Annotated in this window: 15 protein-coding genes; 1 reads left to right on the top strand and 14 read right to left on the bottom strand. The window is 37.4% G+C overall.

The annotated features are described in order from the left end of the window. Positions 1-5: 5 nt before the first annotated feature. Both CLV48_RS00495 and CLV48_RS00490 read right to left on the bottom strand, forming a co-directional pair. Positions 6-884 carry an SRPBCC family protein gene (locus tag CLV48_RS00495; RefSeq protein WP_106565292.1) on the bottom strand — a complete coding sequence of 293 codons (879 nt, stop codon included), beginning with the start codon at positions 882-884 and terminating at the stop codon, positions 6-8. 192 nt (positions 885-1,076) lie between these two features. Further along, a complete protein-coding gene (locus CLV48_RS00490) occupies positions 1,077-2,045 on the bottom strand; it encodes a GlxA family transcriptional regulator (RefSeq protein ID WP_170068969.1) in 969 nt (322 codons plus the stop codon). A 410-nt stretch (positions 2,046-2,455) separates the two neighbouring features. Here CLV48_RS00490 and CLV48_RS00485 point away from each other — a divergent pair, with 410 nt between their 5' ends. After that, the gene (locus tag CLV48_RS00485; RefSeq protein WP_106565291.1) at positions 2,456-2,671 is read left to right on the top strand and encodes a hypothetical protein; all 216 of its coding nucleotides are present in this window, start codon (positions 2,456-2,458) and stop codon (positions 2,669-2,671) included. A gap of 167 nt (positions 2,672-2,838) precedes the next feature. On the opposite strand, the gene CLV48_RS00480 is transcribed toward CLV48_RS00485, so the two are convergent. The 12 genes from CLV48_RS00480 to CLV48_RS00425 all read right to left on the bottom strand — a co-directional run bounded on the left by CLV48_RS00480 (position 2,839) and on the right by CLV48_RS00425 (position 24,039). Continuing rightward, the gene (locus CLV48_RS00480) at positions 2,839-3,867 is read right to left on the bottom strand and encodes a UDP-glucose--hexose-1-phosphate uridylyltransferase (RefSeq protein ID WP_106566057.1); all 1,029 of its coding nucleotides are present in this window, start codon (positions 3,865-3,867) and stop codon (positions 2,839-2,841) included. Between the two features lie 16 nt (positions 3,868-3,883). Beyond that, positions 3,884-5,038 (bottom strand): galactokinase, encoded by a 1,155-nt coding sequence (locus tag CLV48_RS00475; RefSeq protein WP_106565290.1) that lies wholly within the window; start codon positions 5,036-5,038, stop codon positions 3,884-3,886. A 127-nt stretch (positions 5,039-5,165) separates the two neighbouring features. Further along, complete coding sequence (locus CLV48_RS00470) at positions 5,166-9,077, bottom strand: glycosyl hydrolase (protein WP_106565289.1); 3,912 nt, start codon at positions 9,075-9,077, stop codon at positions 5,166-5,168. 255 nt (positions 9,078-9,332) lie between these two features. Beyond that, positions 9,333-10,883 (bottom strand): sulfatase family protein, encoded by a 1,551-nt coding sequence (locus CLV48_RS00465; protein WP_106565288.1) that lies wholly within the window; start codon positions 10,881-10,883, stop codon positions 9,333-9,335. Positions 10,884-10,912: 29 nt separating this feature from the next. Continuing rightward, complete coding sequence (locus CLV48_RS00460) at positions 10,913-12,301, bottom strand: sulfatase-like hydrolase/transferase (protein ID WP_106565287.1); 1,389 nt, start codon at positions 12,299-12,301, stop codon at positions 10,913-10,915. A 5-nt stretch (positions 12,302-12,306) separates the two neighbouring features. Beyond that, positions 12,307-13,443 (bottom strand): glycoside hydrolase family 43 protein, encoded by a 1,137-nt coding sequence (locus CLV48_RS00455; protein ID WP_106565286.1) that lies wholly within the window; start codon positions 13,441-13,443, stop codon positions 12,307-12,309. A 13-nt stretch (positions 13,444-13,456) separates the two neighbouring features. Next, positions 13,457-15,097 carry a right-handed parallel beta-helix repeat-containing protein gene (locus CLV48_RS00450; protein ID WP_106565285.1) on the bottom strand — a complete coding sequence of 547 codons (1,641 nt, stop codon included), beginning with the start codon at positions 15,095-15,097 and terminating at the stop codon, positions 13,457-13,459. Between the two features lie 25 nt (positions 15,098-15,122). Further along, the gene (locus CLV48_RS00445) at positions 15,123-16,604 is read right to left on the bottom strand and encodes a sulfatase-like hydrolase/transferase (protein ID WP_245889437.1); all 1,482 of its coding nucleotides are present in this window, start codon (positions 16,602-16,604) and stop codon (positions 15,123-15,125) included. 267 nt (positions 16,605-16,871) lie between these two features. Further along, entirely contained in the window at positions 16,872-18,212 is a 1,341-nt protein-coding gene (locus CLV48_RS00440; RefSeq protein ID WP_106565283.1) for an RICIN domain-containing protein, read from the bottom strand. Between the two features lie 121 nt (positions 18,213-18,333). Further along, on the bottom strand, positions 18,334-19,200 hold the full coding sequence (locus CLV48_RS00435) for a glycoside hydrolase family 16 protein (RefSeq protein WP_106565282.1): 867 nt from the start codon (positions 19,198-19,200) through the stop codon (positions 18,334-18,336). Between the two features lie 160 nt (positions 19,201-19,360). Beyond that, positions 19,361-20,899 (bottom strand): RagB/SusD family nutrient uptake outer membrane protein, encoded by a 1,539-nt coding sequence (locus CLV48_RS00430; RefSeq protein ID WP_106565281.1) that lies wholly within the window; start codon positions 20,897-20,899, stop codon positions 19,361-19,363. A 5-nt stretch (positions 20,900-20,904) separates the two neighbouring features. Then, positions 20,905-24,039, bottom strand: coding sequence for a SusC/RagA family TonB-linked outer membrane protein (locus CLV48_RS00425; RefSeq protein WP_106565280.1), 3,135 nt, complete (start codon positions 24,037-24,039; stop codon positions 20,905-20,907). Positions 24,040-24,100: the final 61 nt, after the last annotated feature.

Genomic DNA, 24,100 nt, shown 5'->3' with positions numbered 1-24,100 from the left:
ATATTTTATTTGTTGGTTTCACATATTTCTTTAAGTATCTGAAGCGCTTTTGGCCAAACATCTAAAAAGTATTCCTTGTATTCCCTATTGGAGTCAGTAGCCACTTTAAGCATAGTTCCATTATCCCTTTCCTTAAAAAAGTATTCTTCTTTTGAACCTGCCCAAATCTTCACTTCTGGTCCTTCTGTAATTTCTTCTCCATTATGATATAAACCGTAATGCTCCAGGCTAACCTGTTTATTGGGAATAAAACGGACAACCTTGGACACCATCCCCCCCTCATTACCTTTTTCATCTGGCCCAATAAACAATATTTTTTCTCCTTCCCCCCAATTACCTCTAAAAAAGGACCCAGGATGAAATGGCGAAGTCCATTCCCTATAAGCCTTATCCTCCAACATTGTCCTGAAAACTAGATCTACCGGTGCTTCAATGAATACTTCAAAATGAAGTTTATCAATCTCACAAAGGTCTTCTACATAAATCTTAAAATTTTCAAGAATTGTATTCCATCCTTGTTTCTGAAAATCAAGATCATTTACCTCTTCTGCTTCAAACTCCTCAACTAGAGACACTTCATCTCCTTGCTGCTCAAAACTTACCCAGACACGCCTATCGTCATCAAGTTGAAAGGCCAAAGATTCCATTGGCTTTATTTCGGTAAATTCACCTTTAAAATCAAAGCCGAAACTGTTGTCTTTGGCTTCCATTCTGTAAGAAAACTTTCCTCCAATTTTGAAATCAGATGTTGCAGAAGGACAATGCCAGGAATCTGCGGCAAAGTTCCAATTAACAACATGATCTGGATTCGTCCATGCCCTCCATACCAGAGACAATGGAGCCATTATTTTTGTTGAAATGGTGACTTTTTCAAAATTCTTCATGATGGATTTCAGTTAACAGAATTTAAAATTATGAATTATCCCAGAAAGGGATACAGCCAAAAACGACAATTAATAGGTCAAATCCGACAATGAATTGGAGAAAGAAAGAAAAAAGGGTATACGAATGCCATTAATAAGAAAACAAATTAATCCAACTTAAATGGTTTTCTAAAATCAACTACGCCTTTTAACTTAATTGAGTCCGTATTTGCTTTTGTATTCTAAAGGTGAAAGTCCGGAATATTTTTTGAAAACTTCCCTAAAAGATTTAGAGTCCGAATAACCAACGTCATACATGATCTCAGAAACAGTCTTGTTAGTTTTCTCTAAATTTCTTTTAGCTGCTTCCACTCTTACCCTTTGAAGATATTCCAATAACGTATTACCTGTCGCATATTTAAACCTCCTTTCGAGCGTCCTCCTGCTTAGAAAAAATTTCTCACATAAAAATTCCACAGAAAACTTCTCTGGGAAATTTCTTTCTACATACTCCTGGACAGTCTTGACCTGATCGTCTGAATGGTCCTTTTGACCTGTAAAAATTATAAACTCACTCTGTGCATTCCTTCCCATATCAATTTGAAAAATCTTAGAACAGTATATCGCTGCTTCCCTGCTAAGGTACTTCTCGATCACATATAGTATCAGATTGGCAGAGGAGAATGCCCCTCCTCCTGTGTAGATGCCGGCATCATCAGTCAATAGTTTATCAGGCAATAACTGCGTATCAGGAAAGAGTCTTTTAAACTGACCAGTTGCTTTCCAATGGGTTACGCATTTTCTTCCATTAAGAAGGCCCGTATTCCCCAAAATAAATGCCCCGAGGCATAAACTGGCAATTTCAGTCCCTTTCTCATATTGTTCTTTGATCCAGGGACAGAAAGCTTCATTGTCCTGTATTCCCGAAGCGAGATCCTGCTGTACAGGTGGTATGATGATCAAATCAGTATTGCTGACCTGATCCAACGTTTTATCAGCCCGAATGGTAAAAGCCCCATTGTATAAATTCACCTCAGGCCTAATACCTACTAATTCCACCTTAAAATAATCCTCCATTCCATTCAATTTCTGAAAGGTATTAGCCTCCAATAAGCCAAGCCTTGCATTTTCCATGCTGCCGATATTTACATGGTCCAGTAATAAAATTGATACATGTTTCATTTTAGTTGTGGTTAAAAAAGATTGTCGCAAATCACCTTTAGAAATGTCGTGTTCAGACAATCTCAATAAGAAATGTACTCAATAGATTTGTAAAAAGATAAAATTACTAGCATTAAGGCAAAAGATGTAAGCAGTACACCATGGCCCAACAGCTATTAGACTGCCCAAAATCGGTAAACACTTAAGCTCATTTGTAGCTCCCAGCGGTTTTTATCCAGCTTCCATCCAAGTACTTTGGCAACTCGGTCTAATGGATGTGCTTGGAGGGAAACAAAATAGCTATCTTCTTTTACCAAGCAAAATTCATGCTGTTTCCAATAAGAATTTTAAAGGGCCCAAGTAATTCAGATGCATTTATGCTCAACAATAAGAATTAATGGAAATCTGATAATAAGATCACAATCAAAAAAATGGTAGAAGTTTTCAGGACCAATGTGGACACAGAAGAAACTGCGACGTTTATCCTAGAATTAATAGCTGGACAATTGGGAATTCTAAATGCCAATTTTGATTTGGAAGACTGTGACAGGATATTTAGAGTAGCCTATTGCCCAAGGGAAAAAATCCCTGAAATCATAGAATTGTTTCGATCCCAAGGCTACTTGATTGAAATTCTGCCCGATTAATGAATGAACAACAGAAAGCCCCAGATACACTTATTGCTTTAGGTTAAATACCATTCATTTCATTTTTTTTTTGACTGTAAGCTCCTGTAATGACCATTAAATGGTCAGGCGATTCAAAAACACCTGTTTGTTTAACTTATGTACAATATAGAATGGAATTCTTAAGCTTATTTTACATTTCTTAAAATTTCAGCAGCTTTTTCTGGTGTCAAATCACGCTGGGGATTGGCTAGCATTTCATAGCCGACCATAAACTTTTTGACTGTAGCCGATCGGAGCAGAGGAGGGTAAAATACCATATGTAAATCCCATTCCGGGTGATCCAAGCTATCAGTTGGTGCCTGATGAAGTCCTGCTGAATAAGGAAAAGAAACCTCAAACAGTTTATCATACCTCTGCGTAAGATTCCTGTAAGCATCAGCCAAATCCTGTATTTGTCGGTCATTTATGCTTGCAAGGCTCTCAATATGGGTCTTGGGAGCAATCATCGCTTCGAATGGCCACACCGCCCAAAAAGGAACAAGGATCACAAAACTCTCATTTTCATCAATGATCCTGACATTTTTTTTTAGCTCTTCATGCACATAATCAACAACCATTGTGGAGTTTTTCCTTTCAAAATAATTTTTAAAGTTGAGCTGCTTTTTGAATGGCTCATCAGGAATACTTTCCTGAGCCCAAATCTGTCCATGGGGATGGGGATTGGAACAACCCATTACTTCACCCTTATTTTCAAATACCTGCACATAATTGATAAAAGGTTCAGAACCCAGTAATTCATATTCCCTCTTCCAAGTTTTAACAACTTCAACCACTTCCTTGAGTTCGAGTTTTGGGATGGTTTTGGTATGGTCAGGTGAAAAACAGATCACCTTGCATATGCCTTTTTCACTTTTGGCTTTAAAGAATTCTCCTTCCTCAAATTCCCCTTCTGGAATATTTGGTGTCAAAGCACCAAAATCATTAGCAAAAACATAAGTCCCCAAATATTCTGGATTCATTTCTCCCCCTACTCTTTTGTTACCTGGACATAAAAAGCATTCCGGGTCAAATGAAAGTTCTTCAGAAGATAATAATTTCTCTTGTTGTCCCTGCCAAGGTCTTTTCGAACGATGTGGGGAAACCTGAATATATGAACCAGTGAATGGATTGAATCGTCTATGACTGTGTTCTTCGAAATTGAAAGGATATGACATAATAGCTGAACGGTAATTATAAGCAATGAATTCTTGAGGTACCTTCGGAAATTGAAACCTCATAAATACCTGGTGATAAGGAAAACTTGTTGTAGAATGTGCTTGAAACCTTGGTTTTGAATAGGTCCACATAATCCTTATGGATAAGATTGATGGTACAGCCTCCAAATCCCCCTCCCATCATCCTTGCTCCAAGTACACCTTCTGAAAGTTGGGCCACATTCACCAAAAAATCCAGCTCATTACAACTTACCTGATAATCATTGGAAAGACTGAAATGAGATAAAAACATCAATCGCCCTAATTCTTTTAAATTCCCGTTTTTTAAGGCTGCACTTGCATGCAGTACGCGCTGATTTTCCGAAACTACATGTTTACACCTTTTGAATATGATAGGATCTAAATCCGGTTTTAAACCTAAAAGCATATCAGAATCCACATCTCTGAGTGCCCTGATACCGGGATAAGAATTTTGAATTAATTTAAAACCTTCCTGACATTCTTGCTGCCTTTTATTATATGCCGAATCACCAAGATTATGCTTCACTTTTGAATCCACCAAAATCAAAGAAAAATCTTCCAGATGAACAGGAATATACTGGAAGTCCAAAGTTCTACAATCCAACTGAATGGCTTGGCCGGCTTTACCCATAGCAGAAGCAAATTGATCCATTATGCCACATTTTACTCCTGCAAATTCGTGTTCAGCTTTTTGGGCCATTTGTATCTGCTGAATCAATGGAATTTCAATTCCATGTAACTCCATCAATGCCCGAACTGTAACACATTCCAAAGCCGCTGAAGAAGATAAACCGGCGCCTATGGGAATATCTCCGCCAAAGACACAATCAAACCCTTTTATCTGGTAACCTGAACTTTGAAATTGTGCAATGACTCCCAAAATATAGTTAAGCCAACCTTTTGTAGCCGGCTGAAGATCCTGGGACAACTCCACTTCTGCCTCATCCTCAAAATCCAAAGATTGGATACGGCAGTGATTTGTATCATTCAAGGAAATGGCCAAATAAATACCTTTATCTATTGCTGCAGGAAGTACATAACCATCATTATAATCAGTATGATCTCCGATTAAGTTGATCCTCCCTGGAGACCTGAAAAGACTTGGATTGTAATTAAATTTTTGTTTGAATGCTTCAATATATGGGTTCATAAAGTGAAAAGGCTTAATTCACCGATGCCATGGCATTTTTAAATTGGTCTTGGGGCAAAAGATGATTTTTTTACAAAAAGAATCACTCCGGCATCAGTGACAGCCGGAGTGATTGATTTTAGGGTGATTAATCAACTTTTAGCTTTTTGGTAAGCCATTGGTTACCATGTTGAACCAATACCATATAGATTCCTTTTTTGAGGCTTTCCCTCAGAATGATCGTTTGGGTTTCTGAATTGCTGAGTGTTTCCAAATAAACTCTCCTACCTGTCATATCTGTCAAAGTAACCAGTACAGGCACCCCTTCCTCTGATGCCCCTGGCACCTGAATGGTCAATTGATCACCGGATTTTATAGGATTTGGAAATACTTTGAATTCTTTGTTTTCCAGCAATATGCCCGGGCTAAAAGCTACCTCTTCATCGCTTACCACACGCAACATTTGTGTAGTTGACCCTTGGTCAGTAATCACGATTTTATCGATTACAGGAGCGGCATTTTCAATAGGTGTAAGTTGAATAACATTTTCTCCAGCCTGCAATTCTAACTCTACTGTTTGAGTACCAGGCGATCCCCCTTCAAAGCAGAAGGCACCTGTTGGCAAAAAGTCGACAGTCTGAGCGATACCATTGGTAATGATTCTCATTTTTCTTAGAACTGGCGTGAAATAATGAAATTCAACACTATAAATACCAGCATTATTAATATTAATATTTCTGAAATTAATCTGATTACTAATGTTTGCGCCCAAGTTAACAACCTGCCCATTTGAAGCAGTAGCGCAAGTTGGTGTTTGCATAGAACCTATCAGTTCAGCTTCTTCTGCTTCAAGTGAGATCATAGAAGGTGCAATTCTTTTTGATTTTTCAAGTTTGATTTTGTCAATAATAGGACTTGCACCACTAAAAGGGTTGATATCTATAACATTCAAGCCTTCCTTAAGGATAACTTCAATTTTATGAATAGCAGAATTTCCGCCTTCAAAACACCAAAGTCCAGATGGAGCAGCAGATTGTGGAATTGGATTTTCTCCATTAACTCTCACTGAGAAAGCTCTAGCTACTTTACTGTAATAAACTATATTTAATTCATATAGTCCTGATTCAGGTGCAATAACCTCCCCAAACCTAACTCCATTTGAATTATTATTTCCCATATTTACATATTGACCTTCTGATGCTAATTCACAACCTTGAATAACTGCATTCCCTAAAATTGTTGCAAACTCCGCTTCAAATTCAAGACGTTCTTGGATAAGAAGTACATTAGGATCAATTTTCTCAGGTAGTTTACCTTTACTAGCAACTGCTATCCTATCAATAGATACATTTCCACTAGCATAGCCTATTCTTACTTCATGGTTTCCGGCAGTTAGGAAATAGCTAAATTTTCGATCTTCTTCGTTGTAACTATGATGAAACTTCTTCCAATACCATTCAAAAAGTGGATTTCCTAAATTCTGCCACTTTCTGAAAGGTTCACCATCTACTGAAATCCAAAGACTATACTCTTCCTCATCGAAGGCCTGAATTTTTGCCCAAAATTCATATTCGTCAGCTTCTTCTACTGTTATTTGATAAGTTAGGAAACCATCACTTCCTGGAGGGACAATACTGCTTTGTTGTGCTGAAGTAGAAGTGACAAACTTGCCGTTAATGGCCCTATCAGCACTTTTTATTTCCCAAGCTGCACCGATATTTCCATTTTCTGCTTCAAAAAAATCAGCGAAATCCGTCTTTACCAATCCCCAAGTAAAAGAATCTGGAATGCAGAAACCTGGTTCATTTAAAAACAAATCGAAATCTGCCGGACCTGATGTGAATGCAACCTGATCTAACAAAATATTAGAATTAGGGAATTCAATAGTTAACCTGTGCCTTCCTTCTCCCAAATCATAAAACCGTGGAATTTGGAACCAAGTAAATGAAGAGGCTACAAATGGAATTACTTGACTGAGTTCATTTCCATTGACCGCAATTCTGATAGATCCATTTCCGCCCATATTTCTGGCTCTTATCCAAACTCGATATTGATCAGCACTTTCAGAGTCTAAATCAAATTCAAAATGAATCTGTTGGGCAATAGGACTTTCACCTTCATTATTTACATTTCCTCTGATATAATATCCATTGGATGCATTCTCATCTTGGATTACATTCCACTTGCTTCCTAAATAATCTCCACATTCAGCTTCAAAAGCGAACGAATTGACAGGTTTCGGGACAAATGGTAAATCCAAACCCTCCAGATTATTTGGTGAAGCGTAGGTATCCATTGGTATAGAAGGATTTGATTCAAGAGCAAGAAATAATTCTCCAATTGAGGTTAAATTTCCATTTTCATCTGTATACTCTGAAGTTTCTGGATTATTTGCAGGATCGGCAAGATCGGGATTAGGAGGAAAATATGCGTATCGCTCAACATAATCAAGACTTTCTAGATAAGGTAAAGCCAACTTCAGGAATTCTTCTTGAATCGCTGTACTTCTATTTTCGTTAGCATTAAACTCAGTAATCCAAATAGGAAGTTGATAAATATTATAGACATTTGTCAGGTAGTTTTTGAACCTATTAAAAATTGCTTCTGGATTCGCATTAGGTGTGTTATTTGGATTACTACCATAATCATACCAGTGAACAGCTAAGAAATCGAATCTTACATCCCTTTCTTTTGCTATTCGATTAAATTCAAGTAGCCATGTTGTCGGTCCATTTTCCCTTGGTGCTGGTGAACCTAATCGAACCCCTGTACCCATAAGATTTTCAAAATAAGCAACAGCTACCTCAGGATCACACAAATTATTGAATTGCCCTGATTGTCCAAAGCAATTATCTGATTCGTTAAACCCTAAAATATGAGTTGTGGTTTTTAACCCTATCATTTGGTCAATATTTGCAGGAAAGGTACCACTTGCTCCCCAAGCCATCGGGACATAATCATAATTGGGCTTTGCTTTTTCATTCAAATTCCAATTGTAAAACCAACCTGCATCTATTTGTTCATGGATTTTCCCTGTTCCTTTTTTGGTTACCCAATTCCAAGGAACTACTCGAATAAAGCTTACATTCCCCTGTAAAGCAATTGGAAGAGCATCAATCTCCATATCTTTTTCTGAGGCTATATAAACTTTACTTTTGCCTGTTCCATTCGTGTTAATTGCAAAAGTTACCATAAACCCACGTTTGAGAATAAAAGAGTTTACTAAATTATCACCAAGTGGAATTGCTGATCCACGATAAATTAAATCTTCAGATATTTTAGCAGAAACTCCTTCAAAACTTAAAGAACTAAATACTTCAAGAGGGAAGTAAGACCGATCAATGGGCCTAATCAAAGAGCCTTTTTGATAATATTGATTAATTCTATAGCCAGCACCCAACGATGTTTCTAGTCCATTGATAGTTATTTTATTGTCTAACGCATTTCCAAGTTTATCAGGAGTGATCCCATCCCAATAGATCCAGGATGCTGCATCCAAAAAGTCGAACTCAGTCAAGGGAGAAATGGTAGTTGTAGAAATTTTCAGGGTACTTTCATTGCCTAGACTAATAACTCCTTGAGAGATAGTAGAGGATGATTTTAGCGTAGCGGCATTCAATGTCAATCCAATATCCAAGCATCCAAATTTAATATCACCAGATGCTATCACTTCAGCATTTTCAATATATAGATTGAAGGCTATTGGTTGCCCCGGAGATAAGGTACCAATTGCTGGTGTTTTATCTTTATCGGGGTCATGCTCACTGAGGCATATTACATTCGGATTTTTATTAGCTCCTGGCAAGCATTCAGGCTTGGCTGACTGTCCGAGTTCTCCAATTTGACCAGGAGGAATAGGTATCGATGGAGTCTGTACTGCCTCTCTCCAATTCAATTCATTAAAGAAATCATTGTTCACATCCCCTACCCAATAAAGGTATTTGTTGGAAGGGCAGGGATTAGAGTTTCCTTGTAATGCGAGTACTTCTGATGGTATCATTAGGGAAAATCCCAGAACCAAAAGGAAGGCTGACATTACCTTTTTGTAAATTTGTTTCATGATATTTTTTGGTTTACTATTAATTGTTTTGATAAAAATCAAGCTCTAAATTACCTCGTAAATCCGCGTTTTGGGGGGCTATATCATTCAAAACGAAGGGGTAAAAAATCTTTTTGAATTGATTTGGATAAAAACTGAAAGCTTCAAAAGATAGTTAGTCTGACAGGATTGATTCCAACAAAAATGATGTGTTGTTTCAAAAATAAAGGCTTGGAAAATTTCTCCAAGCCTTATTTGATCAATGAATTCATACTCTTATTTTAATTCCAATTGTTGGATTTTTTTATACTCACTACCTCTTAATTTCTCAAATCTTTCAATCAATTTTTTCAAAATATCAGGCTGAGATTTTGCAAGGTTATTTTTCTGACCAGGATCTGATTTAAGATTGTACAGCTGATATTCTGAATCATTTCCCAATTCTATATTAACAAGTTCATTTACTTTAGGCCCATCGTATGGGGGAATCATTATATAATCTCCACTTCTCAAGGCTGTTCTAGACGTTGCTTCCAAAATAACTTCAGCTCTACCCTCATTTGATGTTCCTAACAGCACATCCAATAGATCCTCGCCATCTACTGTTTTGATATCACTCCCCACCAAAGTTGATAATGAATTCAACAAATCAAGCTGTGAAACCAAGGCTTCAGACACTCCAGGCTGAATGGTTCCTTTCCAATAGGTCATAAAAGGCATTCTCGTTCCTGCTTCAAATAAGCTATATTTGCCTCCTCTAAATGGTCCCCAAGGCTTATGCTTACCAAGTTTTTCGACAGCATTATCATTGTACCCATCATTTAGAACAGGGCCATTATCAGATGAAAAAATAATAAAAGTATTTACTAAAATCCCTTCTTCTTCTAAGGTTTTCATGATTTCTCCAATACACCAATCCGCTTCTAAAATTACATCTCCTCTAGGTCCCATCCCTGATTTTCCTTCAAATCTTGGATGTGGTGTTCTTGGCACATGAGGTTGCTGCATGGCATAATAAAGAAAAAATGGATTTTCTCCTCGGCTTTTTTCTTTGATAAACTGTTGGGCTTCTAGTAGGAAATGGTCAGCCATATCTTCGTCCACCCATTTGGCACTTTCGCCACCTTTCATGTAACCGATTCTTGGGATTCCATTGACAATGCTGCTGTTATGACCATGATGCCACATCATTTTGAGCAATTCAGGGTTATTTTTTCCTGTAGGTTCACCTTCGAAGTTATTATCATAATCAACAAGAATTGGATCTTCTTTATCTAAACCTACAACATTCCCATTCTTGATATACACCGTAGGTACTCTATCTTGAGTAGCAGCCATGATGTAAGCATAATCAAATCCCACTTCATTTGGTCCCGGGCTTATGTTTTCATTCCAATCGACAAAGCCATCTCCAAGACCTAAATGCCACTTACCCACGACTCCAGTATGATACCCTTTGGTTTTGAGCATTTTGGGAATCGTCATTTCATCAGTTTCAATCAATAAAGGTGCAGTACCAGGAAGTATTTTGGCATTGTCATTTCTCCATGGATAGTTTCCTGTTAATATTGCGTATCTACTAGGTGTACATGTAGCAGAGGTGGCATAGGCATTGGTAAACTTGAGACCTTCATTGGCGAGTCTATCCATGTTTGGCGTATAGATTTCTGTGGCCCCGTAAGCACTCAAGTCTCCATAGCCTAAATCATCTAAATAAATGATCAAGACATTGGGTTTTTTAGTCTCAGTTATTTCTTCACTTTCTTTGGATTGACACGAGAAAATCATCAATAAACTGAGAAAAAGAAAATTCAATATTTTAGTCATATGCATATGTTTATTTTTCTATTAGACTATTACTTATTTTCAGGTTGGCTAATCAGGTAGGTCTTATCATAAAGATCACGTTGTTTGGCTTTCCATTCAGCACCTTCTAAGAATAAGGGATGGGGCAAAGCCAAATCCCAATCGCCTAGTTTACGGAGAAGCCTTTCAGCTACCTCAGGATATTGTAAAACTAAGTTATGCTGTTCTGAAATATCCTTTGAAATATCAAATAATAGAGGTAATCTATCAGGTATTCTAATTAGTTTCCAATTTTCTTCTAGAATACCAGCACTCACAGTAAATTTCCATTTTAAAGTTTGGTGGGGATTTCCTTGTTTTTCTCCATTTAGAAAAGGAATTAGATTCACACCATCCAAACTATCCTGTTCTGCTACTTTAATTCCTACCGATTCCAAGATTGTTGGCATCAAGTCTAATGCAGAAACGGCTGGTGTATAAGTAACACCTTGAGGCAGGGTTCCATCCCATTGGATCATCATTGGGACTCGGATACCACCTTCTAGCAAAATACCTTTCTGACCATTAAAAGGTGCGTTGTTTGAGTGATTTTGATCTACTGGACCACCATTATCACTTAAAAAAACGATCATCGTGTTTTCCATCAATCCTTCATCTTTCAAAGTTTGGACAATTCTACCCACATTGATATCAAGTCGATGAACCATAGCCAAATAAATCCTTCTATCCTTATCAGAAATGTGAGAAAACAAGGCTAAATCTTCTTCAGTAGCATGCATGGGTGCATGAGGAGCATTGAATGAAGCATATAGAAAAAAAGGACGTTCTTTGTGACGTTTGATGAAATTAATACATTCATCACCTTTGTCATCAGTAAGATATGTGATTTCTTGAGGCGTTTTATAATTACTTTCCAAGGGTGCTAAATATCCTAGTCCTTCCTTCTCTGATTTAAAATAATGATGTCCCCCTGCCAAATATCCCCAAAATTCATCAAAGCCTCTATTTATTGGGTGAAATTGTGGATTTGATCCAAGATGCCATTTACCTATTATCCCAGAAACATAACCAGCTTCCTTCAACCGATCTGCAATGGTTTTTTGTTCAATAGGGAGACCAGCATATTCAGGATCAAATCCCTTTTGATTAAATGCTAGGTTATTATCATACCCGAAACTAACTTGATTTTTCCCTGTCAACAAGCCTGCTCTAGATGGACTACATACAGGTGCTGATACATATGCCTGTGTGAAATTCACTCCTCCTTTGGCTATGGCGTCTATATTTGGGGTTTGAATTTGTTTACTGCCATTCAAACTCAGGTCTGCATAACCCAAGTCATCTGCAAGAATCACAATGAAATTAGGCTTGGATGATTGGGCAAAAACCGAAACATCCAAGCAAAAAACTAACCCTATATAAATGAATAATTTGTTCATAAATTTCAATTTTTTTCAAAAAAGGTAAGGTCCCAATTATCTCTCCACCTCAAAACTGGCTTTTGTTCTTCAAACTCAACAGGAAGAAAAATATAACTTCCGTCAATAGGATTATCAGGTGTCCATCTATCTCCTACGAAAATAAAAGCATCTTTTTTGCCAATAACTGGAATTACGGCTGTACTTTGAGACCAAAAGGTAGTCTTCATTTCATCCTCTGTACCTATACACATATTTCCTAAAGCAGTCCATGGCCCCATGGGATGGTCAGCTACTGCAGATTTTCCTGGATTTGGTTTCCAACCTGTTAATCCGGAAGAAAACATATAATACTTTCCGTCTTTTTTAAATATCGCAGGGGCTTCATTTTGCTCTCCATGAAGTACTCGGGTATAATTTCCAGAAAAATCCATATAGTCATCAGTCAATTCTGCTACATGAAGTGTTTGGTTATTTTCTGAAGAATGTACATGATAAGCTTTGCCATCGTCATCTACAAAAAGGGTCATATCTCGTGCCATTTGACCTTTTTCAAAATCTCTTCTCAAATACAGCCCTAACCTAACAGCATCTTTCCATTCTGGGGAAGGTCTCACATAACTGTCAACATCAGCGGACAATGATTTTAGACTATCTGGGTAATTCGTTGGCCATATTCCAGCATGAGGATTGAAACTTTTGATATAAGTATAAGGACCTGTGATATTGTCGCTTATAGCTAGACCTGTCATAGCAGCTTCATAGCCTCTATCTTTGAGTTCGTGGTGAAACCACATCACAAACTTCTTTGTCTTTTCATTATAAATCACTTTTGGCCTTTCAATGATGCAACCTTTTACCAAAAGAGAATTGGGATCATCATGGACTTCCAATGCGATGCCTTCATTCTTCCAATTATAAAGGTCTTTAGATGAATAAACTCCCACGCCTACTTGGGCTTTATTTCCTTCTTCACCTGCAATCTTGTGCTCTCCAAACCAATAATAATTATCATTATGAATTAAAAAACCTCCACCATGTGCATTGATATGTGTATTTTGATCATCAAGCCATACTTGACCTGGGAAAAAACTCTGGTATTTCATTTGACAAGCAAGTAGGAAGGTCAATGATAGAATCGTTAATGCAATTATTTTTTTCATTCGTATGCTATTTTTAATTATTAATAAATTTTATGGCGCCAATACTTGGGTTGGCATCATTTGGGTTTCCTAGAAAATCCTCCATCATTTCCAGGCCAGACATCAAGCCGAAGTCATCTCCTGAGATAAAAGATATTGGAATGCCTTTAGTAACTACATCATCCAAAGGAACATAATCCTGTGGATCTAAACCTCCAGCATTTTTAAATCTAGCGGAGCCAAAAAGAGGCTTTTGATCATTCAACATGCTATTTTTCGGCCAGTTGGTTGAATGGAGAAAAAGGTTATTTTCAAAAAGAACCCTTTGCAAATTCTTTTCTCCACTACTCTCATCTGGTTTGTATTGGTCTCCAGCAACAAACTCAACAGGGCCCTCCAAATGGAAAATATTGTTGACAATCAAAAGACCATTAGAACCATTATCAACCGCAATTTTTGAAGTCTGGCCAGGTTTGACATAAATTGTATTGTTATAGAAATAAGAGTTTATTGGACCTTTTCTAGGTTTTTGTTCCCCTTGATATCCACTTAGCCAAAATATTTTGCCTTCTTGAAATGCGCCGTTTTCTCCTTTGATTCTGTGACCATCATTTACACTGATATTGTAGCGATAGGCACAATTGTAGTTATTTCCTAAAATCTCACAGAACCCACCTGCATTTTCAGCACTGAAATTGTATTGTAGGATAACATTGTCACAATTATAATCAATATGGGCACCTGCAGAATCTCCAGGTCCATTGGCATAAGTAAAACTATTATGCTCTATCATCACATAAGAAGCTGACCAAGTCCAAAGTCCTGAGCCCCTACCCCATTTCCTAGAGTCGTCCTCACTACCAGAGTAACTCACATCATTACCTTTCACATGGACAAACTTGACACCTGACATTTGAATTCCCGGACCGCCTGTTCGGGTTACTTCATTATCATAGATCCGAATGTTTCGAATATTCTGCTTTTGCGTACCTGTTAGTTTGATTCCGGTGTGACTTACATTTTCAATTCGTGAATTCCTGATATCAATCTGCTCTATTTCTGAATTATCTTGTGCAACCAATCGGATCCCCCATCCATATTTTTGGGTCCCATTAGCAGACCGTACCTCTGCTTGAGACCTACTAACACCCTCTTTTTCATGGAAAACATTTTTTATATTCAAGTCTTCCAATTGGATGTTTTGAATCTTTTCATTTACTATTCCTAAAAGCATTACACCTACACGCATTTCTCCATAGCCAATATCTTCTAAGGGTCCATTTGCACTAATCTCAAGACTTCTAATGATGATATGACTTGAGTTGGATACAAAGAGACCATTCAAAAGACCTTGGGCATTGATGATGGCTTTGCCTTTTGAGGTGGTTCCATTATTTTGATAAGAGTCTATTAGGATAGAGTACTCAAAACTTCCATGAACATTGATGATTGATAAAGTTTCGGTAAACTCTTCTCCAGCAGCCAATAGTACCCGATCACCCGGCTCAAGATTCAAGTCCCCTAATTTTTTCAAAGATTTAAAAGGTGACATTTCAGAGGTCCCATTAGCTTGATCGTTACCAGTTTTGGGATGGAAATAATAATCTATTGCTTCTGTACTGTAGGTGAAGTATAACAGAAGAATTACAATAAATACAGAAACTTTTGTCTTCATATATAATTATGTGAACTGAGATTTTTTAATCATTAGGTTTTTTACCAAAGCGATCAGGATTCAATTTTGAGTAGGCCTCATCTTCCATCAAACCCATAAAAAGAGGATCTTTCAAAAAGCTTTTCCAGCTATTGATTTTTTCTGTCAAATCATTTAGCTGAAATTGATTATTTAAGGAAAGATTTCTTTTTTCAGAAATATCAGACTTGATATCAAATAAGTATTGCTGCTTTGGTTCAGTTATCATTTTAAAGTCAGCAGTTCGGATTGCATAGCGATCAACTTTGTGATTTCTCCAAAATAAAGCTTCGTGTGGTGCATTTTTGTTTTCACCTATTAGAAAAGGAATTAAATTCTCTCCATCCAATTCATTTTTGGTTCGAGCGCCTAACACACCTGCGATCGTTCCGAAGATATCAAGTGAAATAATGGGATGATCATAGGTGTGACCTGCCGGTATAACTCCCTTCCATTGAACAGCAAAAGGCACCCTCACTCCTCCTTCAAAAAAATCTCCTTTTTTACCTCTTAAAGGTTTGTTGTCAGAGGCATTATTTGCGGTAGGTCCCCCATTGTCTGAAAGGAAAAAAATAAGAGTATTATCTTCTATTCCTAAATCCCTCAACAAATCCAAAATATCTCCCACTCCATCATCCACAGCTGAAACCATGGCTGCATACGTTTTTCTTTTTTCATTTGAAATATTTGGAAATCTTTTCAAATATTTTTCTGTCGCTTGTAAAGGACCGTGTGGAGCATTATAAGAAAGAAATAAAAAGAATGGGTCTTTATGATTCCTTTGAATAAAGGAAACCGCTTCTCTAGAAAAAGCGTCTGTCAGATACTCATTTTCTTCTACCCTAATTTGATTTTTTAAAAGCTTGGTTCTGTATGATTCGTATTCGGTTCTAACTTCAAACTCATCTTTTAAAGTCAAGTTTTCTGGGAAGTATTGGTGACCTCCACCAAGAAAACCATAAAACTCGTTAAAACCTCTCTTATTAGGATGTAGTGCTTGATGGGCTCCTAAATGCCATTTTCCGATTATAGAAGTTTTGTAATTTGCTGACTGTAGGTAATCTCCAAGAGTCTGTTCTGTAAGCGGAAGGCCCATAGTAGAATCGTTAGGCGCAAATAATGGATTATCTCCAAACCCAAATTTATCTTGATATCTGCCAGTAATTAAACCGGCTCTACTTGGCCCACAAACTGCATAAGACACATACCCTGATGAAAATACAGTTCCATTTTCAGCTATTCGATCAATGTTTGGAGTTGGAATCTCTATACTTCCATTAAAACCAACATCAGCATATCCTTGATCATCGGTTAAGATGATTATCAGATTAGGCTTTTGGATAGACTGGCTTTTTAATTCCAAGCTGAAAGAAAAAAGCACTAGTAAAAGCAGAAAACGGATTTTAAGCAAAAGCATGGTTAAATTGGGATTTACAATAATTTCACAAATAGATTTTGAGTAAATCTTTTGTATTAAATTCTGATTCAAAGATGTTTTATATAAATTTTATTTGATGGTCGAAATCAAGCAAACGAGGGGGTAAATCAAGCAAAACCATAAGTCCGGTTAAATTAAATGCTGGTAGCTAATCAAAAATTATAATGATTTTGAATTCAAAGAGTAGCTATGCGAAATGATAATGAATGTTGTTGTTTTTTTGAAATTTGATTTTCCGCTTTCTTGCAATAAGAATCTTCAAATTAGAATAATCTTATGATTTAAAGTCTTAGTAAGAAAGACCATTTCCACGGTCACTCAATAAGCAGGAACTAATTGCCATTTTGTCCAACCACCATTTGTATCAGTCATTTCCAATGGAATTCCTGAATTTGTCGTGTTAGGGACTCTGAGGTTCAAGTCTGTCAGTTTATTTTGGATGTGGTAATAGCCACCACCGGCATCTACTAATTTCCACTGGGTCCAAGCGCCATTGAAGCTGGTAGGTTTTAACTGAACATTTGTTCCTACTGAGTTGTCTACAGGTCTAAAATATTTACCTGTTCCTTCATTTACAATGTAAAAATAATCCCTCGATGTATACTCAATAACCCATGTTGACCAATTTCCATTTTGTGATATTTGAGCTTGTTCAATATACGAATCATCGGCACTTCCAGCAGTTCTGATAAATTTGCCGGACTCTTTATTTACCAATCTAAAGTAGTCGACTGTAGGATCAAAATCGGATTTTTGCCATACACGAACATAATCTAGCTTGGCTTCAGACAGCACTCCTATAGGTTGGCTTCCAAAATCGCCATCCCCGAAACTGGCTCCAACAGAAAGCCAAATCCATTCTACAACTTGTGGCACCCAAATTCCAGAATAGGACACTTTTTCCACCCCATCATAATAAATTGTAAGACTCAAACTATCCCATTTCAAACCCCAAGTATGATACCCAGTGTGAAGGTCAGGTGTATCATATCTTTTGGTATTTGATTTTTTATCTGTCCCATAGCCATCTATATGGACTACAGCCTTGGTAAAATCACCAGTCCAAGCAGATTCAAAAACATCAATTTCTGCACCATCGTTACCAGTTCCATCTACATTGTCCATATTATGTCCTTGAAACCAAAATGCGCTATGATTGCCTTTAGTAGTTTCTGCGATCTTCATTCTTACTTCGATGAAACCATACTTTGGTTCATATAAATTCCGCGTTTCAACGGCACCACATTGCATTGAATCTACCGCATTTTTTGACGCTTTTAGAGTAAGTTCCCCATTACCATCCAGATAGGCATGGTCAGCAACCCATTGCCAGTCTTTTAGGGCCGGATCCCGATTACTTAAACTACGGCTTCTTGTACTAACAGACTTTATCCACTTAGATTCATCCAAGGTACTACCATTAAATTCATCACTCCAGACCAAGTTCCACTTTCCACTTGGAGGCGCTGATACCCTACTGTTTGAATTATTTGGTGAAACAATGTTGGGTTGGATGCCGATTGGTGAGTCTGGGTCCACCATAGCAAAACTTTTGCTTTGCTTGTTATCAAATTTCTTGCTTTCGAAGTCATCAAGTGTTTGACAAGTGTTTACTATCAATAGAAATGGCAGTATGGAGAATGTAATATATTTAATCATTGTTTTTGAGTTTAGCGAAAACTTTCAATTTCATAAATAACTCATTCTAAATGGATTACATGGTTCTATTATTGTTCGATATGGTTCACTTGTGGAATCTCCATAAAGCAGTTTAATTGTTTCAAGATTTTTTTTGAAAAACCCGAACGTAGTCCACTTCATATTTCTTTGGAAATAGCGTAGATTTTGGATCTCCACCATTTGATCCAATGGCTAGGTTCAAAAGAATATAATGAGGTTGCTGGAAAGGATTAAAGCCATCGGGATTTATAGTGCTTGTAAGATTCACTTCATTGAGCAATTCATCGTCAAGGTATAAGCGAATATAGTCTTGGGTCCAATCCATTTTCCATACATGAAATTTTTCCGTCCATTCTGGATCACGTTCTATAAATTTCCTAATTGGGATCTTAGCTTCATCCCAAGCAGCTCGTTTGTCTGAACTGGCCCAAGCTGCGTTGGCCAATAGGGTGCCCTCTCCATTTACCAGATAGTATTCCATCATATCTATCTCGCCATTAGCTGGCCAGTTATGGCTAATACCCAGTGTCCAGATAGCAGGCCACATGCCAAGTGCTGTATCAATTTTAGCGCTAACTTCAAGAATTCCATATTTAAAGGACATCTTTCCCTTGGTATTTATACTAGCGGAACTGTATTGAGCAAATTCTTGATTTTTTCGCCAGTCATTACTAGTAGGGTCAAAGGCACGGTTTTTAACTTTCTCTTGTTTCCCTTCTATAACCAGTACACCATTTTTGATATTGGCATTTTTTGATAGATAATATTGGAGTTCATGGTTCCTTTTCAGGCCAACCTCGTATGACCAAAATTTCTGGTCTGGTTTTCCATCTATGTCAAACTCATCGTGCCAGACAAGTTCGTATCCTTCTGGAACCGCTATTTCGTTTTCGGGAATTTTGTTAATTGGATTGCATGAAATACCAATAGCGGTTAGTAACAGAAAGGTTACATTAAACTTTTTCATTAGAGTTTTGATTCGTCACATACAAAGTCCATCAATGGATAAAGAAGCATTATTTTTTTTTTGCCCAATAAGAACTTACTGCGTACCATTTCACAATAGTGGCAGAGCTCTTGTATTGCTCTGCCACTGTTAATTATTCATTGTAGAGGATTCTGTCTGATTAATTCCATACAGGATTTTGAACTAAATTCCTATTGGCGTCCAATTCTTGCTGAGGAATTGGGAATACTTCTGATCTTCTTCCCCTATACTGTGGATTAAATGGCCCAACAGGATCAGCAGCTGCTCTCGCATAAGCTTCCTCCATAATTCCCCACCTTTTCAAATCAAAAAATCTAAGGGATTCAAATGCCAGCTCTACCCTTCTTTCATGTCTGACAATATCAATTAATTGACCTTGACTTAACCCACTTCCTTCAACATCTTCAATCACTGGCATTCCTGCTCTTACTCTAACTTGATTAACCAAATTATAAACTTCACCTAATTGTCCTAATTCAGCTAAGGCTTCAGCACGCATCAATAAAACATCAGCATATCTTATTAAATAAAAATCTTGTCCCCCTGGTGAAAATACGGCAACGCCCTCTGGGGATGCCTGATTTCTGGTATATTTTCTCCTTCCAAAACCTGTAGGAGTGTTTCCAATAAATGGCCTATTCAGATCAACTAGGAATATATCTCCAGGGAAATAAATAGAGGCACCCAATCTTGGATCTCTGTTTTCCTTTCTGTTCTGAGGATTATAAAGTGGTGACTCAGATATCGGCAATCCATCAATACAATAATAATCATCCACCAGGTTTGCCATTGGAGAATCATCCACTTTTGGCGCCCCTAAAAATGTTCCTGAGAAAGTTTCAGTATTATTAGATTGATCAATAATAAATCTAATTGAGAATACTATTTCATTTGACAATTCACCAGCTTCCGTGAACAACTGTCCATAGTTATTGTGCAATCCGTATCCTAATCCTAATGTTTCATTTGTGAATTCTACAACCTTTTGATATTCTTTATTATAAAGTGCCCATCTTGCAGCTAAAGATAAAGCAGCTCCTTTGGTTGCATAGCCAAATTGGGATCCAGGATAGGAATTTGGCAATGTTTGAATTGCTTTGGCCAAATCCTCTTCGATAGCTAATTTAATTTCATTATATGAATTCTTAGGAACATAGGCCGTTTCTAAAGTTTGCACCTCTAAAATTAAAGGAGCTTCCTCAAAATAAACAGCCAGATTCATGTAGAATAATGCTCTAAGAAAATATGCTTGTCCTAGTAGAACACCTTTTGATTCTTCGCTGATATTATCAGGTGAAATATTGCTGATATTACTTATTGCTGCATTTGCCCTCCCAATTCCAACATAATTGGCAGTCCAAAAAGAATTGAAAAATGGGGTTGCAGGATCTACATTGGCTTCCATAAATATTCCAGGTCCTTCCCATTTAAAGGAATTGAAAACATTGTCTGATAAACCGTCATATTGAGGGATGCCAGCATTTCCATTCAAATTTCCACTATATAAAGCTCTACTTTGTAAAGCTGCATAAACGCCATTGATACCTAACTGTGCATCTGCTTCAGTCAGCCAGAAATTCCCTTCTGCTAATTGGGTAAGTGAACCTCTATCGAGGAAATCATCCATACAAGAGGAAATAGTTAGAATAACTGTAAGATATATAAATAATTTTTTCATGATTATTAGAATTTAAGGTTGATACCAGCAGTATATACTTTGTAGAGTGGAGTAGTTCTTTCAGTATTTAGGCCTCTCTGCCTCTCAGGATCAAAGTTTTTGACTTTGGTAAAAGTCAGCAAGTTCTGTCCACCAATAAATATTCTGGCTCTTTGCATCAAAAGCTTATGTGCAACTGCTTTGGGCAGATTATAACCAATTTCAATATTCTTTAACCTGAAGAATGACATGTCTTCAATATAGAAAGTAGAAATCAATTGGTTATTCACTCCTCCTAACCTTGGAAGGTCTTCGGATGGATTTTCAGGTGTCCATCTATTTTGCCAATAAGAAAGCGCGTTATTTCTATCATCCACCATTGGAAGTTGCCCATTTCCCTGCATAATTCTGTCTACTCTACCCAAACCTTGGAAGATTGCAGTCAAATCAAAGTCCTTGAAGGTCAAATTAAGATTAGCTCCATAGATCCATCTTGGAAAAGGATTTCCTATAACTACCCTATCATTGGCGTCAATCACACCATCTCCATTGGTATCTGCATATCTAATATCTCCAGGCCTTGTCAGATTGCTCCCAAATTGTACAGGTGCACTATTCACTTCTTCTTGAGATTGAAAAATACCAATAGCTTGATAACCGAAATATGACTGGAACGGAACACCAATTCTGATGATATTATTGCCGGTAATCGTTTCTTCCCCACCTTCTCCAAGATTGGTCACTCTATTATCAGCCATTCTTGTGACATTCCCACCAATTTCCATTCTTACAGGCCCGAAGCTCTTTCTGTAGTTTACAGATAGCTCTATCCCTTTATTCTCCATCCCAGCGGCATTTTGCGCAGCTAGATTTGTAACCCCAATGGAATTAGGAATAGGGAAGTTCGTATAAAGTATGTCAGAACTAATTCTTCTAAAATAATCGGCCGTTATATTCAACTTATTCTGGAAAAGAGCCATATCCAATCCAAAATTGTATTGCTCTATCCTTTCCCATCTGATACCTGGATTTGCTAAGGCAGTCAGAGCGACAGCAGGAACTATGGTGCTCTGTCCAATATGGTAATCCAATCCTGTATTATAGGTCTGCTCGAAAATATAATTTCCAATTCTATCATTGCCACTGATTCCCCAACTTCCTCTGACTTTTAGATCTGATAATACCTGTGAACCTGCTAAGAAGCTTTCTCTACCAATATTCCAACCTGCAGATACAGACGGAAAAGTTCCGTATCTATTTTCAGGACCAAACTTAGAGGAACCATCTCTTCTTAAATTGAATTCAAAAAGGTATTTTTCTTCATAATTATAATTGACTCTACCAAAAAATGACTGCCAAGCTTCTTCTGAGGCACCACCACTTACAGAAGGGTTAATAACTCCACCACCATCGAATTCCTGAATATTGTCAGTTGGAAATCCTTGAAGCGTGCCGCCAAAACCATCCACTTTGTCGTAAATCACAGAGTGGCCTAACATGAAGTTGAAGTTGTGTGAATCATTGAAAGAAGTATTGTACCTCAGGATATTTTCATTCATTAACCTGTAGCTAAAGTTCAAGTCATTAGAAAGTCTATTCAATAAATTCTGATTAATTATATTGCCGTCCCAATCTCTGATAACTCTGGTTGGCGCGAAGTCTGAGATATTCGCAAAATTTATAATTAAGCTCCCACTTGTTTCAAAAACTAATCCGTCAATAATTTTTGCTTGAAGCCCCAATCTTTCACTGAAATTGATATTGTCATTTTCATGATCGCCCCTAAATCCAGTTTCCAGAACGTGATTGATTGGATAGGAGCTATTTTGATTTAAATATGCACCATCAGCAAAACCTAACTCACCATTTGGGTAGCGAACTGGTATGGTCGGAGCAGATCTTTGAAATTGATTGATGATACCAGTCTCTCCTGTAATTGCACCTGGGCCACCTGTAGGGCCTCTAAACTTTGCCCAATAAGCATTTGTTACATTAGTTACAGTCAACCATTCATTAGGAGAAGCAGTTAGATTGACGCCCAATGTAAATCTTTCATTTTGAAACTTTCCCTGTACTACTGCTTCCTGATTCAAATAACCAACAGAAACTCTGTATGTTGTTTTGTCCGAGCCTCCAGTAAATCCCAAATAATGATTTTGAATAGGTGCATCTCTCAAGGCTACTTGTGCCCAATTTGTATTCGCATACATATTTGGCATTGTTCCATTTCGTATCGCATCAATGGCTTCATCAGAATACCTAATTTGTGCATTAGGACCATTTAAATTGATATCCCTTTCATTTCTTAATTGAGCATATTGTACACCATCAAGGTATTCAGGCACCACAGTTACTCTTTGAAAGCCAATAAAATTGTTATAATCAACTGAAAACTTGCCTTTTTGCCCTTTCTTAGTGGTAACCACAATGACACCATTGGCGCCTCTAGCTCCATAAATGGCAGCTGCTGATGCGTCTTTCAAAACAGATATACTTTCAATATCAGAAGGGGCAAGATTATTAAATTCTCTTAACCCTTCGTATTGGATATTATCTATTACTACGAGGGGAGTTGTGCCTCCAAAAGATCCTTGTCCTCTAATGATAATACCAGATTGATCACTTCCTGGAAGTCCGCTTGCTTGTGTAAGTTGTACACCTGCAAATCTACCATACATCAATTGACCTGAATTAGTCACAGGTTGATTGACTGCATCGTCAAATCTGACAGTCTCAACAGAGCCAGTCAAATTAAGCTTCTTTTGCTCTCCATAGCCTACCACTACAAATTCTTGCATCAATTCTTCTGATTCAGAAAGTGTAATATTGATAGATGTTTGATTTCCAACTGCTCTTTCTTGTGTGGCATAGCCAATGAAACTGAAAACCAAGATTGATTCCGATGATGGGACATCGATAGAAAACCTACCATCTATATCTGTAACTGCACCAAGGGTTGTACCTTTTAATGTTACTGCGACCCCTGGCATCCCATCTTTGTCTGACTGTGAAATCACCTGACCTGTGACTTGCCTATTTTGTTGAAATGCTTCAGCCTGATAGATCGTAATAAAAAGTAGTAGGGTAAGTAAGCTTATGCTTTTACGCCAGCAAGACGACAGGTAACTATCAGGTTGGTTACTTGTAAATAATGAATCCATAAATAGTGTGTTTTGGTTTATTGTTGTTTAGAGAAATTATATTTTCTAAATCAAAGTTGAT

It is taken from the genome of Cecembia rubra (assembly GCF_003014575.1).
GTDB classification, from domain to species: domain Bacteria; phylum Bacteroidota; class Bacteroidia; order Cytophagales; family Cyclobacteriaceae; genus Cecembia_A; species Cecembia_A rubra.
This window is presented reverse-complemented; position numbering and strand designations above follow the sequence as displayed.

Coding starts and splice junctions, on each gene's coding strand:
- CLV48_RS00450 (WP_106565285.1), bottom strand. CDS start 15,097: ATGAAGACAAAAGTTTCTGTATTTATTGTAATTCTTCTGTTATACTTC.
- CLV48_RS00430 (WP_106565281.1), bottom strand. CDS start 20,899: ATGAAAAAATTATTTATATATCTTACAGTTATTCTAACTATTTCCTCT.
- CLV48_RS00485 (WP_106565291.1), top strand. CDS start 2,456: ATGGTAGAAGTTTTCAGGACCAATGTGGACACAGAAGAAACTGCGACG.
- CLV48_RS00490 (WP_170068969.1), bottom strand. CDS start 2,045: ATGAAACATGTATCAATTTTATTACTGGACCATGTAAATATCGGCAGC.
- CLV48_RS00480 (WP_106566057.1), bottom strand. CDS start 3,867: ATGTCATATCCTTTCAATTTCGAAGAACACAGTCATAGACGATTCAAT.
- CLV48_RS00435 (WP_106565282.1), bottom strand. CDS start 19,200: ATGAAAAAGTTTAATGTAACCTTTCTGTTACTAACCGCTATTGGTATT.
- CLV48_RS00440 (WP_106565283.1), bottom strand. CDS start 18,212: ATGATTAAATATATTACATTCTCCATACTGCCATTTCTATTGATAGTA.
- CLV48_RS00455 (WP_106565286.1), bottom strand. CDS start 13,443: ATGAAAAAAATAATTGCATTAACGATTCTATCATTGACCTTCCTACTT.
- CLV48_RS00475 (WP_106565290.1), bottom strand. CDS start 5,038: ATGAACCCATATATTGAAGCATTCAAACAAAAATTTAATTACAATCCA.
- CLV48_RS00460 (WP_106565287.1), bottom strand. CDS start 12,301: ATGAACAAATTATTCATTTATATAGGGTTAGTTTTTTGCTTGGATGTT.
- CLV48_RS00425 (WP_106565280.1), bottom strand. CDS start 24,039: ATGGATTCATTATTTACAAGTAACCAACCTGATAGTTACCTGTCGTCT.
- CLV48_RS00495 (WP_106565292.1), bottom strand. CDS start 884: ATGAAGAATTTTGAAAAAGTCACCATTTCAACAAAAATAATGGCTCCA.
- CLV48_RS00465 (WP_106565288.1), bottom strand. CDS start 10,883: ATGACTAAAATATTGAATTTTCTTTTTCTCAGTTTATTGATGATTTTC.
- CLV48_RS00470 (WP_106565289.1), bottom strand. CDS start 9,077: ATGAAACAAATTTACAAAAAGGTAATGTCAGCCTTCCTTTTGGTTCTG.